Below are 15,482 nucleotides of genomic sequence, written 5' to 3'. Positions count from 1 at the left end.
TTGTTTATTTAAGCGGCAAATTGTATCTTCGCCCATTCAAAATAAAATAATCAACTTTTATGGCAATTTTATCAAAAATTAGAGAAAGATCTGTAGCATTAATTGCTGTTATTGGATTGGCGTTGTTTGCCTTTGTATTAGATCCATCTACATTATCAGATTTCTTTAATTCTTCAAAAGTTAATGAAGTAGGAGAAGTAGGAGGAGAATCTATTTCTAGACAAGAATACGCAGAAGCAGTAGATAGCTACAAAACTAGAACTCAAAACAGAGCTACAGAAATGCAAGCAGCTAATGCTGTTTGGAACAATCTTTTAAGAGAGAAGATTTACAATCAACAATTAGAAGAAGCTGGAGTTACTATTGGAGAATCTGATGTATGGAATCAATTGATTTCTTACCCTTCAGTTTCACAAAATCCACAGTTCTTTAATGAAGCAGGATTGTTTGATGAAGATAAGTTCAAACAATTTTGGATAGACATTAGAAGTAGAGAAGACCAAACTTTAGCCAAAGCTTGGGAAGATTATAAAGACCTTATTGCATTAAACCTTAAAAGAGACACCTACAACAATTTGGTAACTGCTGGTTTAGGAGCATCACTTCAAGAAGGAAAAGACACGTATAATGAAGAAAATACATTAATGAGCGCTGACTTTGTTTATGTTCCTTATACGAGCATTGCAGACAGTTTAATTAATGTTTCAAAATCTGATATCGAAGCTTACGTAAAATCTCATCCGAATGAGTTTCAAGTAGAAGAGTCAAGAGACCTTTCTTTTGTATTGTTTGAAATTAAAGCTACTGAAGGAGATAAGAATGATATAAAAAATCAAGTAGCAGGTTTCTTACAAGATACTGAAGATAGAAATGGGATTAAAATTGAAGGATTTAAAAATACCAGCGATTACTCGACTTTCTTTGATGAGAATGAATCTGACCTTCCTTTAGTTGAAAACTATGTATTAGAAGCTCAACTACCTACGGTGATATCACAACAAGTAGTAGCTGGGAATGTAAACGATACATTTGGTCCTTATGAAGAAGGAAATAACTACAAGATTTCTAAAATAGTAGATATTGTTAAGAGACCAGACTCTGTAAACTCTAGTTATATTTTAATTCCTCACGTTGGAGCTGCACGTGCTGGAGCTGATGTTACACAAACTGTAGAACAAGCAAGAGCAACAGCAGATAGTATCTTTAAATTAGTGAGAAATAACAAGAAGAAATTTGCAGAAATGGCTTCTAAATTCAATACTGATAATAGTAAAGATAAAGGTGGAGAATTTGGATGGATAAATCACCAAAATGCATTCTCCCCAAGATTTGATAAAGACTATGCAGAATTTATCTTTAACAACAAGAAAGGAAAAGTAGAAGTAATAAAAACAGCATTTGGATTCCATATCATTAGAATAGATGATCAGAAGAACAAACAAAATGCATACAAGCTTATTACCTTCGGAAAAGAGATTAAAGCCTCTCAAGCTACAGAAGATGCAGTTTTCCAAGAAGCAGAAACTTTTGCTTTGTCTATTATGGACGGAAACACTAACAAGTTCTATAGTGCTGCAAGAGAGAAAAATTATACTACTAGACCAGCAGTTGGATTAAAAGTATTGGATGATAAATTACCAAGCTTACCAAGAACGAATAACAGGCCAGTAATTACTTGGGCGTTTTCTAAAGATACCAAACAAGGCGACTTTAAAAGGTTTGATACAGAAGGTGGTTATATTGTAGCTACTTTAGTAGGAAAAACTGAAAAAGGATTAATGCCTGTTACCAAAGCAACTGGTAGAGTAAAACCTCTTTTATTAAATGAGAAAAAAGCAAAACTTATTAGAGAAAAAATGAGTGGAGCTACATTAAATGATATTGCTACTAGTAATAAAATTACTGTAAGAAAAGCAAATGATGTTGCTTTAAAATCTCCTTCAATTACAGGAGTTGGTTTTGAACCAAATGTTGTTGGAGCTATGTACTATGCAAAAGAAAATCAATTGTACAAAGGAATTGATGGAAACAAAGGAGTGTTTGCTTTTGTAATTACAAAGAAAACCAAACCAACAGAATTACCTAACTACGAATCTACGAGACAAAGACTGGCTCAAGAAAGAAAAAGTAGAACAGGAAATATCTTTGAAGCACTTAAAAAATCTTCTGATATTGAAGATTACAGAGCATTATTCTACGGTGTAAACCAATAAAAGAATACTGTCCATTACAAATAAAAAAGCCGCTATTTTATAGCGGCTTTTTTATTTGTAATCTATGATAGATTTAACCATTCATAGAAATTAAGAACTCGTCGTTATTTCTAGAGAATTTAATTTTCTCACTAATGAATTCCATTGCTTCAATAGGGTTCATATCTGCTAAGTATTTACGCAATACCCACATACGCTGAACCGTTTTGTCATCTAATAAAAGATCATCTCTTCTGGTACTTGATTTAATCAAGTCGATAGCAGGATAAATTCTTCTATTGGCAATATTACGCTCTAATTGAAGCTCCATATTTCCAGTTCCTTTAAATTCTTCGAAGATTACTTCATCCATCTTAGAACCTGTTTCAGTTAAGGCTGTAGCAATAATGGTTAAAGAACCACCATTCTCTATGTTTCTAGCAGCTCCAAAGAAACGTTTAGGTTTGTGTAAAGCATTTGCATCAATACCTCCAGATAAAATCTTACCAGAAGCAGGAGCAACCGTATTATAAGCTCTAGCCAAACGAGTAATAGAATCTAAAAGAATCACAACATCATGTCCACACTCAACCAATCTCTTTGCTTTTTCTAAAACAATATTGGCTACACGTACATGCTTATCAGCAGGTTCGTCAAAAGTAGAAGCAACTACTTCACCTCTTACACTACGTTGCATGTCTGTTACCTCTTCAGGTCTTTCATCAATAAGTAATACAATTTGGTATACTTCAGGATGATTTGCAGCAATAGAGTTAGCTACATCCTTTAATAACATTGTTTTACCAGTTTTAGGCTGTGCAACGATCATTCCTCTTTGTCCTTTTCCGATAGGAGAAAATAAATCGATAATCCTTGTGGAAAGACTGCTTCCTTTTTCCGCTAAATTGAATTTCTCATCTGGAAAAAGAGGAGTTAAGTGCTCAAAAGAAACACGGTCTCTTACAATATTCGGATTTAATCCATTGATTTTAGAAACTCTAATCAAAGGAAAATATTTCTCACCCTCTTTTGGAGGCCTTACATTTCCTCTAACGGTATCACCAGTTTTTAAACCAAATAACTTGATTTGAGACTGAGAAACATAAATATCATCCGGAGAAGATAAATAATTGTAGTCTGAAGATCTTAAGAAACCATATCCATCTGGCATCATTTCTAAAACACCTTCACTTTCTATAATCCCGTCAAATTCAAAATCTGGGTCTTTGTATCTATTTCCACCTTTTTGGTTTCTATGATTTTTATGATCACGATTTTGATTGTTATTGTTATTACGATTTCTGTGATTGTTGTTCTGGTTATTAGAAGAATTACTCTTTTGCTTCTGCTGATTGTTTTGAGCCTTGTCATTATTGTTTTGAGTAGCTTCTTTCTTTTCAGGAGTAGCAGTTTTTTTATTTTCAGCTTTTGGAGCTGGTTTAGCTTCAGCTTCACGTTTCTTATCAGTTACAGGAGCTTCTTTTTTCTTATCAGAAGAGGCTTCCGGTTTCTTAGAAACTCTTTTGCGTTTAGGCTTGTCAGATTTTGGCTTTTCTTCTTTGCTAGGGTTAGCAGCTTGTGTATCTAAGATTTGATAAACAAGATCCAATTTTTTCAACTGACTAGTCTTGGTAAGGCCGATAGACTTAGCAATTTGCTGTAACTCAGCAAGTGTCTTTGCCTTTAGTTCAGAAATTTCAAACATGTATGTTTATGAATTAAGTAAATATTAAGTTCTTAAAGTGTCTTAAGAAGTAATTAAATAGTTTTTTGAATGTATTAAGATTGTATAAAGAGTTATACAATTGTCTTAGCGTGGTTGTATATACAGCAAATATATGTAATTATTTTAATTTTTAATGTTTCTTTTTAAAAAAGAAAGTGATAATTTTGTCTTCCATTTTTAAAAGATGATACAAAGAATACAATCTGTTTATTTATTATTGGTCGCAATTTTGTCTGGCGGACTAATTTTTGCATTTGATGTGTGGAAAGTAGCTGAAACCAAAAAATTTGCGTTGGATTTATTTTCTGATGAATCTATGTTAAGTAAAACGGTTCCAGTATTGTTTTTTTTATCGGCCTTGTTAGCTGTTATTTCTATTTTTAAGTATAAGAATAGACAGCTGCAATTTGTATTAGGTCGAGTTATTATTTTGATCAACCTTTTTTTATTAGGGATATTGATTTATCTGTCTCTAAATTTACCTGGAGAAGTTTCTTCTGAGAAGGGTATTGGGATGTTCATACCAACTGTTGCTATTTTGTTCTCTGTTATGGCAAACAAAGCAATTAAGAAGGATGAAGATCTTGTAAAATCTGTAGACAGGTTGCGATAAACCTAACATCTTAGTATATTTAGTGCGAAAAACCAGAGTTAACCCTCTGGTTTTTTTATATTTACGCCCGAAAACTTATAAACAGCTAGCGTCCCCAATTCTAGTGAACCTTCTCCCCATAAATGGGGAGGGGAAAATTTCACTAATTCGTGGTATTGTCTCATATGAACATCGCTATTAAATTTGTAACGTAGAATGAAAGAAAAGATATACGTTCATGTCGCTGATGATCACAAAATACTAATTGAAGGTATTGTTGCGGTTATTAATACAGACAAAGATATTGAAGTAGAGGGTTACTCTCTTACTGGTAAAGAAGTCATAGATTGGGCTCAAAGCAATACTGCCGATATTCTAATATTAGATATCAACATGCCTCACTATGATGGTATAGAAGTCTTAAAGTTTTTTAAGCTAAAAGATATTAAGATTAAAACCATTATTCTTTCTAGTTATGATGATGTAAAACTCGTAGAAGAAATGCTAACACTAGGTGCTAGTGGTTTCTTATCCAAAGATAGTGCTGGCGAACACATTATCAATGCGATTAAAGCAGTGCACGAAGGCGAACAATATTTTAGTGATGCCATTAAAAGTAACCTGTTGAAGTTGTATACTGGGCAAAAAGTAAAAGCAGGACAAAGACCTGAAAGTACAATTGCACATAGTTTAACCGATAGAGAAATAGAAGTCTTGAAGTTAATAGCGCAAGAGTATAGCTCGCCAGAAATTGCTGATATATTAAATATTAGTCAAAGTACGGTAGACACGTACAGAAAAAGTTTATTAAAGAAAACAAACGTAAAAAATGCAGTAGGCTTAGCAATGTATGCGGTAAAAAATAAGATAATATAGTTTACCCCCTAATTTAAAATATGGTTCTCAATTCCATTAAATTTTACCCCCTAAAATTAAGAGAACACATAATCCCCCAACCCCTCTATATATCTTACCGCGTGCATTGTAAGTCTATTTTTTTTAAATAAATAACAATAATAAAAAACCAAATTTTCCTTTTTTAAAAAACTTTCTAATCATGAAAAAATTAAGCTTAACAACATTATTAATTATCATTACCCTCGGGTTTTCATCGTGTAACTCTGATGAGACTATTTTAGATGAACCAACGGCTGCAGACTTATTAAGATCTTTTAACCTTAATAAAAATGCAAAGGGTGATTTTGCTTTAAACTATGAATTAAATAAAGGAGCCTCTTCTGAAAACATTAAAGACAATGCTACCAATACAAATAATATTTACTTATATTCGTCTGAGTATGAGTCACAATCTAAAGTAGGTCAAGGTCTTGAGTTAGAAAACGGAAAACTACAAGTAAGCTTTAATGATACTCAAAAAGATAAAAAACATACCATTACTGTTTTAGATAATGATATTAAGTCAAATAGAGATAGTAATGAGTATTTAGAGTCTTATGGAGTGACTGGAAATGGCGACGATACTTACGATTTAAATTTTAAAGTGGTTGATGGTATTTCAGTAGATTTTATTTATGATGGTGATAGAAATGTGTATGAAGTACATTTGAATGAAGATGCATCTGCTTCTCAATCTGATTTTGTACAAACTTTTACCAAAGAGGATGGAATAGCTTTAAATATAGAGTTTGTAAATAGTTCTGTGAGTAAGAGTGTGGCAAAGAACACAGAAGATGATGGAAATGGAGGTGATAATCCAAATAGACCAGTTATTGTTGTAGAGAATGAAGGAGATTAAAAGCTCTAATGATAAATAAACAAATATTAATTTAGGAAACTATTGTTTATACTACATAGAAAATATATAAATAGACTTTATATATTGTGTGCAATCACAATACTAAGTTGCAATATAGGAAATAGTTCAGAGGTGAATTTAATCAAAACCTCTGAACTTTTGACATTACAACAAGTTAAAGATTCTATATTATATAATTTGTATTCTAAAACAGATAGTGTATACAAAGCAAAAAACCACACTCTTGCATTAGAACTAGCTTTTAAAATTTTGGATGATGCGGACCCAAAAGATGACCTAGAGTTAATTTCTAAAACTAACTTTTTGATTGGAAAAATTTGGTATGCATCTAAGTCTTATGATAATGCAATTTCTTACTTTAAATACAGTCTTGACGGACTAAGAGTTTTGCTCTCAAAGAGGGATTTTGAAACAGAATTAGAACCTTTTGATTTTAACTCAGATTATTCTGTTTTAAACAGTAATTTAAGGATAGGTAATTCTTTTCAAAAACTATTTGAAAAATCCATTAAGTTTGATACTGTTGTAGCCAATAGAGAAATACTTAAGGACAGTGCTATTTTTTATTACCAAAAGGTGATAAAGAATGATTTTTTTGATAAGAAAAGATCATTAATTAAGGCAAGAGCATATAATAACATTTCTGGTATTTACATTCGTTTAAAGGATTATGATCTGGCTGAAGAATACACTTTAAAGTCATTAGAAATTAAAGAAAATCATGCAGATGTTTATTCTAGAGCAGCTGGATATAATGCATTATTCAATATTCACTTTGCTAGAAAAGAATATAATCTTGGAATTAAAGTTTTAAAAGAAGGTCTCAAAGTTCTTGAGAAAACAAAGGGATTTCGAACAGATGAACTTTCAGCAGCAATGAATTTAAATATTGCATATTCCTTGTATATGCTGAAAGATTATCGCGCTTATGATTATCAAGAAAAGGCTTGGAGCCTTTATGATAAAATAAAAACAGATGAGAATGAGAAATTAATTGCAAACATCTATGCGGAAAGGAATTATAAACGTGGGTTAGATGAAGGTATTTTGCAACAAGAAATCAAAAAAAGAACTGCACAAAGGAATACTTGGATATTAGGAATTTCTTCTTTCTTTATTATTGTCTTATTAGTTTTCTTGTTAAATCAGTACAAACTCCGACAAAAAAATTTAAGTTTAGAACTTTCTAAACAAGAGTTGGTACAGCAACAAAAAATAGAAAAAATTAAATCAGAATCTCAGATTCGTATCTTAAATGCTACCATAGACGGAAAAGAAAAAGAACGTAAACAAATTGCAGAAACCTTACACGATAGCGTAAGTGCCTTACTATCATCTGCCAATTTGCATTTACAAGCTTGTAAAAAACAGTTTAATGGTACAACTCCTATAGAAGTAGATAAATCACAAAGTATTATCAACGAAGCATCTCAAAAAATTAGAGATTTATCGCATACTTTAGTATCGTCTATTCTACTTAAGTTTGGGTTAAGCTATGCCATTAAAGACATTGCAGAAAAGTTTTCAAATTCAGAATTAAAGATAGATTACGAAACCAAGTATATAAAACGATACGATCAGCGTTTTGAAATCAAATTGTATAACATCATTCAAGAGTTTGTTAATAATATTCTAAAACATAGTAAAGCTTCTTATGCCAAGGTTACACTAGTTGAAAAGAAAAGTAAACTCTATCTAACTATAGAAGATAACGGTCAAGGATTTGATAAAACTAAAATTCCAGAGAAAGACGGTTTAGGAATCAACCAAATTGATGCTAGAATACAAATGATGCAAGGAAAGTTTCATATAGAATCAGGAAAAGGTAAAGGAACTACCATTAGCATAGAATTGCCTGTTTTTGAAAAAGAAGTAGTTACGATCTCTTAGCCAACTCTATAATTTCCATTTCTTTAATATCTCCATTATCTAGCGTAAAACGCAGCATTGTTCTTACTTTGTGAAATCCGTGTTTTCCTGCTGCTCCAGGGTTTAAATGAAGTAACTGTAATTTTTTATCGTACTGAACCTTTAAAATATGAGAATGTCCGCATATAAAAAGCTTAGGCGGATTCTGTTGTAGTTCTTCTCTAATACGAAAGTTATACTTATTTGGATATCCACCAATGTGAGTTATCCATACAGAAACACCTTCTAAAACAAATTTGTTGTCTAAAGGAAACTCAGCTCTAGCATCTTTGCTATCAATATTGCCATAAACCGCCCGTAAAGGTTTAATTTTTTGAATAGTGTCTGTAACTTCAAGATTGCCAATATCTCCAGCATGCCACACTTCATCAGCTTGTTTTACAAACTTTAAAATTTGATCATCAATATAACTGTGAGTGTCAGAAATCAACAAGATTTTCTTCATGTTTCGAAAGTACAATGAAAGTAGCAAAGAGAAAAGAGAAAAGAACAAAGAGTAAGGGGTAAAGAATAAAGAGAAAGGAGTAAGGAGTAAAGAGTAAGGAGTAAAGAGTAAGGGTGCAAAACTCAAAATTAATATTATATAAATTCTAAATTCAACATTTGGTATTCTACATCAACATTCATTAAAAATCCGTAATTTTGAATTTCAAATAATCACTACTTTTTTTGAGGTATTTCATCGAGTTATCGTATAAAGGAACAAACTATCATGGATGGCAAATGCAGCCAGATGCGAATTCTGTTCAAGAGGAAATCAATAGAGCGTTAAGCACTATTCTTCAAGAAGAAATAAATATTCTTGGAGCTGGAAGAACTGACGCTGGAGTACACGCTAGTCAGATGTTTGCTCATTTTGATTGCCAAAAAGTATTGGATGAAACTTATGTGTATAAATTCAATTCTATTTTACCAAACGATATAGTCATTTATGACTTAACAGAAGTATCTGATGAAACACACGCCAGATTTGATGCAGTTAGTAGAAGTTATGAATATCATATATGGTTAGGAAGAAATCCTTTTTTGTTAGACACCAGTTGGCAATTGTATCAACAAGATTTGAATGTAGATGTAATGAATAATGCAGCACAAATCTTACTAGATTATACAAATTTTGAATGTTTTTCTAAAGTGAAGACAGATGTAAAAACATTTGATTGTACAATAACTCATGCAGAATGGAAACTAGAACATAAGAAATTGATTTTTTGTATTACTGCCAATAGGTTTTTACGGAATATGGTTAGAGCCATTGTTGGAACATTATTAGAAGTTGGACAAGGAAAAAAAACAGTAGAAGATTTTAGAAGAGTTATAGAAAGTAAAAAAAGAAGCGAAGCGGGTTTGTCAGTTCCCGCACAAGGCTTATTTTTAACAGAAGTAAAATATTGAAAAGAGAAAAAGAATAAAGAGTAAGGAGAAATGGGTAATGTTGTATGTGATTAGTAGCGAAATGAGAAATTCATAAGTGCTAATACATATTTAATCACTTAACACTTAAGAACTAACCTAATGTCAGAAAAAGTATCTGGAAAAGCATTTGATATGAAAATCTTTAGAAGACTGATGAGTTTTGCTAAACAGTATAAACTCAAGTTTTCTATTGCAGCTATTTCTACAATTATATTGGCGTTAGTTGCAGCTGTAAATCCATATATTTTAGGAATTACCGTTAATGACTTTACCACTACAAAGAGTGTAGAGAATCTTAATTTTTATATTCTAATATTATTAGGATTAACCTTTGCTGAGGTACTCTTAACGTTCTTGTTTATTTTTTATGCAAATTGGGTAGGCCAGCACATTATAAGAGACATAAGAATTAAAGTGTTTAATAATATTGTACGCTTTAAAATGTCTTATTTCGATAACAATGCTGTAGGAAGATTGGTTACTAGAGTTGTTTCAGATATTGAGACAATTGCAGCTTTCTTTACCAATGGTGTTTTTACTATAGTAAGTGATATTCTTAAAATGATCGTGGTTATTGTGTTTATGTTGGTCATTAACTGGAAATTAGCACTCATTGCAATAGCTGTATTACCTCTTTTAATCTATGCTACCAAAATCTTTCAAGTTTCAATCAAAGCGGTTTTCCAAGAAGTAAGAAATCAGGTTGCTAACCTTAATGGTTTTGTACAAGAGAGAGTTACTGGAATGAAGATTGTTCAGTTATTTAACAGAGAGAAAATAGAGTATCAAAACTTTATGGGAATCAATAACAAACACAAAAAAGCTTACATAAGAGCAGTTTGGTATTATTCTATTTTCTTTCCTATTGCAGAGATTTTATCATCTGTAGGTATTGGTTTGATTGTTTGGTATGGAGGTCTTCAGGTTATTGCTGGAGATATAACGGATGTTGGTTTTATCATAACATTTATTAAAATGACTCAAATGTTGTTTAGACCTTTACGTCAAATTGCAGATAAATTCAATCAGTTACAAATGGGAATTGTTTCTGGAGAACGTGTTTTTAAAGTAATGGATAATGATAGTTTCATCAAAAGAGAGGGAACGTATAAAACAGACAACGTACAAGGAGATATTTCTTTTAAAGATGTTAGATTTAGCTATGTAGAAGGTGAAGAGGTCTTAAAAGGCGTCTCATTTGATGTTCAAAAAGGACAAACCGTGGCTATTGTAGGTGCTACAGGAGCTGGAAAATCTACAATTATAAACTTGATCAATCGTTTTTATGAGATTGATAGTGGAGAAATTACGGTAGATAACATTTCAATAGAAGATTATCAATTAGAATCGTTACGAAATGAAGTTGCTGTAGTACTTCAAGATGTCTTTTTGTTTTCTGATACTATCTATAATAACATAACACTAAAGGATAAAAAAATATCCTTAGAAGAAGTGCAGGAAGCAGCAAAAAAGATTGGAATTCACGATTTTATTATGTCATTGCCAGAAAATTATCATTACAATGTTAAAGAAAGAGGAGCCATGTTATCTTCTGGACAAAGACAACTAATTGCTTTCTTAAGAGCCTATGTGAGCAAGCCAAGCATTTTAATACTGGATGAAGCTACGTCTTCAGTAGATTCGCATTCAGAGCAAATGATACAGTATGCAACAGATACTATTACACAAGACAGAACTTCCATTGTTATTGCTCATAGATTAGCTACTATTAAAAAAGCTGACAAAATTATTGTAATGGATAAAGGAAACATTGTTGAAGAAGGTACACATAAACAACTCTTAAAGAAAGAGAATGGTTACTACAAAAACCTTTACGACAAACAGTTTAGTTTAGAACTAGCTTCATAAAAAGAAATCGTCTTTTTATCCTTTAGAATACTATCGTTTTTTTGAAGAACCTTCGTACTATCTATAGGTTGTACTTTTTGAATACTGTCTTTCTTTTGCGGTTTTTTAAATCTGTCAAAAAATTCTGGTCCTAAATATAGTACCAGTATAATGCCTGCTATCATAGACCAAATAAAATAGAGAACAGAACCTACAAATAAGAAATACAAGAATTTAACAATGAATCGCCAAAAAGTAAGCTTAAAGAGACGTATTAAGATATAAGAATTATAAACTACAGAAAGAGAACTAATTCCTAAAGAAATATAGTTTCCAATAACACTATCTATAAAAAAAACAGGTGTGGCTACTATGAAATTTAATATAGAAATTTGAGCTGAAGCATAAATATATATGATAACGTGTTCTAGATAGTTATACTTTTTCCTATTGAGAAAAACAACCCAAGAGATAAGTGCATAAACAGGAATTATAAGAGCTGTTAAAAAAGCTTGGTAATCAAATATAAAATTGAGGAAAGATTCTAAGAATTGTTTATCCCCAAAAGGATTCCCTGTTTGATTAATAGTAGGAGCAGTTTCTAAAGATTGTATGGCAATATCTTTTAAGAAGTAAAAAGAAATCCCTGCCAATGTAATGGAAATTAAGAGGTAGCTAAAAGGGTTAAAATACTTTTTTCTAACTCCGTCTATATAGCCATTTATAACTTGATCAGGTTTAGAAAATAACTGCCAAAAAGTTTTTAGCAATTTATTATCTACACTTAAAACCTTATCCATTATTTCGCTGATAAGAAACTTTAAGGAGATTCCTTTTTCTAGAACTCTGGCTCCACAATAAGAGCAAAATCCATCTTTATCTTGAAGATTGGCACTGCAATTCTTACACTCCATTGGTTAGTTTATTGAATGTCTTTTCTTAATTTTTCTTCCAATTCATCATAATCTGCATACAATTCAAAATTTCCATCTTTGATATATGAGATTTCTCCAGTTTCTTCAGAAACAAGTAAGCAAACTGCATCTGTTTTTTCAGAAACGCCAATAGCTGCTCTATGACGTAATCCGAATCTAGAAGGAATTTTAGAATTATCAGAAACAGGAAGAATAACACGTGTTGCTACTACATAATTATCTCTTACAATTGTAGCTCCATCATGCAAAGGACTATTTTTATAAAAAATACTTTCTAGCAAAGCTATATTCATTTGAGCATTCATAGAATCTCCAGTATTGATAAGAAAATCTAAACTGTTGGTTCGCTCCATAACAATTAAAGCTCCTGTTTTTGTTGTAGAAAGTTTCTTGCACGCATTCAGTAAAACTTCTGTATCTGTTTCTGAATTAATTTCAGATTTTAAAAATTTCAATTGAGTTAAAAAATTTCTTCTAGAAGCAAAATTTGTGGTTCCAATCATCAACAAAAACTTTCTGATTTCCTGTTGAAAAACAATAATCAATGCTATAACTCCTCCACTTAATAAGTACCCTAGAATATTGCTTAACATTTCCATTTTAAGAATCTGTGTCATCTTCCAGATTAAGAAAATCAAAGCAATACCAATAAAAATATTAATAGCAACAGTGCCCTTTAAAAGCTTGTATATATAGTAAAGAAGAATAGCTACTAGCAGAATGTCTAGTACATCTAAAAAAGAAAAATCAACAAACTCTAACATTAATATTGATTGGTTTCGGGTAAATGTACTAATAAAGTTACAAAGTAAGAAGCTAGAAGCTACTAATCTATTGGGAATAATGAATACTAAATAACAAATACTGAATGATGAACTTTTAAAATTCTAAATTCTAAATACTACGTTCGATACTCAGTATTCTATATCTAATATTCATAATTCAATTTTGGATTTGAGAATCGGAAATCAAAAGAGGATATTTCTCTTGAACTTTTTTAATTCGTTCTCGCAATAAGGCGTTGTTAGCCAGTTTTTTCTTTTCTTCTTTTACCATGTCTTTGTATGACATTTGATAAGTTTGAAGCGCATACCGGTCTCTTAATTTTGAGTAAGCTCTATGCAAATGATCTAAAACTGTGATGTAGGTTTCATAGTTGGCAGCTCTATTGGCTTCTATGGCAATTAATGCTTTAGAAGGATGATCTGATGAAGCAGGATCTTTAGCTCCTTGACACCAACTACAGGGATTTCCATCTTTATCTGTGCCACCGCCATTATCTATAAAATTTACTGCAATTTGAGTTAATTGAGAGATGTCAATTGTTTTATCTTCAACAAAAAGTTCGTTATTTCCATTAATAGTTACGGCTAGTAGATTCTTTTCTTTAATATCAATAACAGGATCAGTGGTCTTTCTAGGAAGCTTAGTGAAAATTCCCTGATCAACATCCATTGTTGTGGTTACCAAAAAGAAAATAAGTAATAAAAAAGCGATGTCTGCCATAGATCCCGCATTAATCGGAGGTAGTTCTCTTCTCATAGTTGTAATTTTTTAGTTTACTGAGAATCAAACAAAAAGAATGCCGAAACTAATTTTTAAAGAACTTGATTTACAATTTTAACACTCTGAACGGCTTCTTTTACATCGTGTACACGCAAAATATTTGCCCCATTTAACAAGGCAATTGTATTGGCAGAAGTTGTTGCATTCAAAGCCTCTTTAGCAGTAATATCTAAGGTTTTGTACAACATAGATTTCCTTGAAACTCCAGCAAGAATAGGAGCATTTAAATGTTGAAACAATTGCAAATTCTTCAACAGTTGATAATTGTGAGCTATTGTTTTTCCAAAACCAAAACCTACATCTACAATCACATCTTTTACTTGAAGACGATTTAATTCGTTTATTTTTTCAGAAAAAAACTGAAGCAACTCAGTAGTCACATTTTTGTAAGTAGGGTTTTGTTGCATATTTTGCGGAGTTCCTAGCATGTGCATTACAATATAAGGTACTTGCAAATCAGCTACAGTTGAAAACATCTTTGAATCTATGTTTCCTCCAGAAATATCATTGATAATGGCAGCGCCAGAGTTGATTGTCTCCTGAGCAACCTTACTTCGAAATGTGTCAACAGAAATTAGTATATCTGGAAAGTCTTTCAATAATAAATTCACAACAGGAAGTATTCTTTTCAATTCTTCCTCTTCTGAAACATGATTTGCGCCAGGTCTAGAAGAATAAGCACCTACATCAATAAATGTTGCTCCTTCAGAAAGCATTTTTTCAACTTGATTGAGAATGTCACTTTCATTTTTATACTTACCACCATCAAAAAAAGAGTCAGGGGTAATATTAAGAATTCCCATTACTTTGGGAAGAGAAAGATCAATTAAATTTCCTTTACAATTAATGGTCATGTTTTACAACTTTATTAATTACAGGATTTTTTTCGGGAGCTTTATATCGATTCATTTTTTCTAACAACCCTTTTGCAGAATTATCCACTAATAAGAGTTCTCTATTAGAAGCTTTCAAAAACCCCTCTTTCACCATATGATCTAATTGACGTAATGTATGATCGAAATACTGCTTCACATTAAGTAAACCATTAGGTTTTTCCTCAATATGCAATTGATTTAAAGTGAGTCCTTCAAACAATTCATCCAATGTTCCAAAACCTCCAGGCAAACTTATATAACCATCACATAATTTACTCATGATAATTTTTCGTTCACTCATATTTTTGGTAACAATCAATTCAGAAACATGGGTATTTACAACCTCTTCTTTTTCTAATAATTTAGGAATTACACCTATTACTTTTCCACCTTGTTCTAAGATAGAAGAAGCTAAAACGCCCATCATGCCAATCTTTCCACCACCGTAAACTAAAGTAATATTTTGTTTTACAAACTCAGTAGCCAATTCTATAGCCGCTTGTTTGTATACAGGATCAAACCCTAAACTAGAACCACAAAAAACAACGATTTTTTTCATAAAAAAGAGTGAAAACTATTCCGTAAAAATAAATGAAAACTATTCCGTAAAAATAAATGAAAACATA

General features: G+C 31.5%; 14 protein-coding genes. 7 read left to right on the top strand and 7 right to left on the bottom strand.

The window, feature by feature from the left end; all coding sequences use genetic code 11:
- Positions 1–59: 59 nt before the first annotated feature.
- Positions 60–2,213 (top strand): peptidylprolyl isomerase, encoded by a 2,154-nt coding sequence (locus tag AAON49_RS02505; protein WP_349552404.1) that lies wholly within the window; start codon positions 60–62, stop codon positions 2,211–2,213.
- A gap of 73 nt (positions 2,214–2,286) precedes the next feature.
- Here AAON49_RS02505 and rho read toward each other — a convergent pair whose 3' ends face one another.
- Entirely contained in the window at positions 2,287–3,897 is a 1,611-nt protein-coding gene (gene rho, locus AAON49_RS02500; protein ID WP_349552402.1) for a transcription termination factor Rho, read from the bottom strand.
- 205 nt (positions 3,898–4,102) lie between these two features.
- Here rho and AAON49_RS02495 point away from each other — a divergent pair, with 205 nt between their 5' ends.
- From AAON49_RS02495 to AAON49_RS02480, 4 genes are all read left to right on the top strand, one after another.
- A complete protein-coding gene (locus AAON49_RS02495; RefSeq protein WP_349552400.1) occupies positions 4,103–4,531 on the top strand; it encodes a DUF4293 domain-containing protein in 429 nt (142 codons plus the stop codon).
- Between the two features lie 195 nt (positions 4,532–4,726).
- Positions 4,727–5,386 carry a response regulator gene (locus AAON49_RS02490; protein WP_349552398.1) on the top strand — a complete coding sequence of 220 codons (660 nt, stop codon included), beginning with the start codon at positions 4,727–4,729 and terminating at the stop codon, positions 5,384–5,386.
- 181 nt (positions 5,387–5,567) lie between these two features.
- Positions 5,568–6,266, top strand: a complete 699-nt coding sequence (locus AAON49_RS02485) for a hypothetical protein (protein ID WP_349552397.1) — start codon at positions 5,568–5,570, stop codon at positions 6,264–6,266.
- Between the two features lie 159 nt (positions 6,267–6,425).
- Positions 6,426–8,177, top strand: a complete 1,752-nt coding sequence (locus AAON49_RS02480) for a tetratricopeptide repeat-containing sensor histidine kinase (RefSeq protein ID WP_349552395.1) — start codon at positions 6,426–6,428, stop codon at positions 8,175–8,177.
- On the opposite strand, the gene AAON49_RS02475 is transcribed toward AAON49_RS02480, so the two are convergent.
- Positions 8,164–8,661, bottom strand: a complete 498-nt coding sequence (locus tag AAON49_RS02475) for a metallophosphoesterase family protein (protein ID WP_349552393.1) — start codon at positions 8,659–8,661, stop codon at positions 8,164–8,166. The two genes, AAON49_RS02480 and AAON49_RS02475, sit on opposite strands and share 14 nt — an antisense overlap.
- Positions 8,662–8,885: 224 nt before the next feature.
- On the opposite strand from AAON49_RS02475, the gene truA reads away from it, so the two are divergent.
- Complete coding sequence (gene truA / locus AAON49_RS02470) at positions 8,886–9,611, top strand: tRNA pseudouridine(38-40) synthase TruA (protein ID WP_349552392.1); 726 nt, start codon at positions 8,886–8,888, stop codon at positions 9,609–9,611.
- A gap of 120 nt (positions 9,612–9,731) precedes the next feature.
- The gene (locus tag AAON49_RS02465; protein WP_349552391.1) at positions 9,732–11,501 is read left to right on the top strand and encodes an ABC transporter ATP-binding protein; all 1,770 of its coding nucleotides are present in this window, start codon (positions 9,732–9,734) and stop codon (positions 11,499–11,501) included.
- On the opposite strand, the gene AAON49_RS02460 is transcribed toward AAON49_RS02465, so the two are convergent.
- The 5 genes from AAON49_RS02460 to AAON49_RS02440 all read right to left on the bottom strand — a co-directional run bounded on the left by AAON49_RS02460 (position 11,465) and on the right by AAON49_RS02440 (position 15,415).
- On the bottom strand, positions 11,465–12,394 hold the full coding sequence (locus tag AAON49_RS02460) for a DUF3667 domain-containing protein (protein ID WP_349552390.1): 930 nt from the start codon (positions 12,392–12,394) through the stop codon (positions 11,465–11,467). The genes AAON49_RS02465 and AAON49_RS02460 overlap by 37 nt on opposite strands.
- A gap of 8 nt (positions 12,395–12,402) precedes the next feature.
- Entirely contained in the window at positions 12,403–13,179 is a 777-nt protein-coding gene (cdaA, locus tag AAON49_RS02455; protein WP_349552389.1) for a diadenylate cyclase CdaA, read from the bottom strand.
- Positions 13,180–13,357: 178 nt separating this feature from the next.
- Entirely contained in the window at positions 13,358–13,957 is a 600-nt protein-coding gene (locus AAON49_RS02450) for an ExbD/TolR family protein (RefSeq protein ID WP_349552388.1), read from the bottom strand.
- Positions 13,958–14,013: 56 nt separating this feature from the next.
- Positions 14,014–14,835 (bottom strand): dihydropteroate synthase, encoded by an 822-nt coding sequence (gene folP, locus AAON49_RS02445; RefSeq protein WP_349552387.1) that lies wholly within the window; start codon positions 14,833–14,835, stop codon positions 14,014–14,016.
- Positions 14,825–15,415 (bottom strand): LOG family protein, encoded by a 591-nt coding sequence (locus AAON49_RS02440; protein WP_349552385.1) that lies wholly within the window; start codon positions 15,413–15,415, stop codon positions 14,825–14,827. Before AAON49_RS02440 ends, folP begins: the two co-directional genes overlap by 11 nt.
- Positions 15,416–15,482: the final 67 nt, after the last annotated feature.

This window comes from Pseudotenacibaculum sp. MALMAid0570 (assembly GCF_040151415.1).
GTDB lineage: Bacteria > Bacteroidota > Bacteroidia > Flavobacteriales > Flavobacteriaceae > Polaribacter.
The sequence above is the reverse complement of the archived record's forward strand: the minus strand, read 5'-3'. Positions and strand labels throughout refer to the sequence as shown.

Excerpts from the sequence above, each read along its gene's own strand:
- AAON49_RS02505 (WP_349552404.1), top strand. The coding sequence starts at position 60 with ATGGCAATTTTATCAAAAATTAGAGAAAGATCTGTAGCATTAATTGCT.
- rho (WP_349552402.1), bottom strand. The coding sequence starts at position 3,897 with ATGTTTGAAATTTCTGAACTAAAGGCAAAGACACTTGCTGAGTTACAG.
- AAON49_RS02495 (WP_349552400.1), top strand. The coding sequence starts at position 4,103 with ATGATACAAAGAATACAATCTGTTTATTTATTATTGGTCGCAATTTTG.
- AAON49_RS02490 (WP_349552398.1), top strand. The coding sequence starts at position 4,727 with ATGAAAGAAAAGATATACGTTCATGTCGCTGATGATCACAAAATACTA.
- AAON49_RS02485 (WP_349552397.1), top strand. The coding sequence starts at position 5,568 with ATGAAAAAATTAAGCTTAACAACATTATTAATTATCATTACCCTCGGG.
- AAON49_RS02475 (WP_349552393.1), bottom strand. The coding sequence starts at position 8,661 with ATGAAGAAAATCTTGTTGATTTCTGACACTCACAGTTATATTGATGAT.
- AAON49_RS02465 (WP_349552391.1), top strand. The coding sequence starts at position 9,732 with ATGTCAGAAAAAGTATCTGGAAAAGCATTTGATATGAAAATCTTTAGA.
- AAON49_RS02460 (WP_349552390.1), bottom strand. The coding sequence starts at position 12,394 with ATGGAGTGTAAGAATTGCAGTGCCAATCTTCAAGATAAAGATGGATTT.
- cdaA (WP_349552389.1), bottom strand. The coding sequence starts at position 13,179 with ATGTTAGAGTTTGTTGATTTTTCTTTTTTAGATGTACTAGACATTCTG.
- AAON49_RS02450 (WP_349552388.1), bottom strand. The coding sequence starts at position 13,957 with ATGAGAAGAGAACTACCTCCGATTAATGCGGGATCTATGGCAGACATC.
- folP (WP_349552387.1), bottom strand. The coding sequence starts at position 14,835 with ATGACCATTAATTGTAAAGGAAATTTAATTGATCTTTCTCTTCCCAAA.
- AAON49_RS02440 (WP_349552385.1), bottom strand. The coding sequence starts at position 15,415 with ATGAAAAAAATCGTTGTTTTTTGTGGTTCTAGTTTAGGGTTTGATCCT.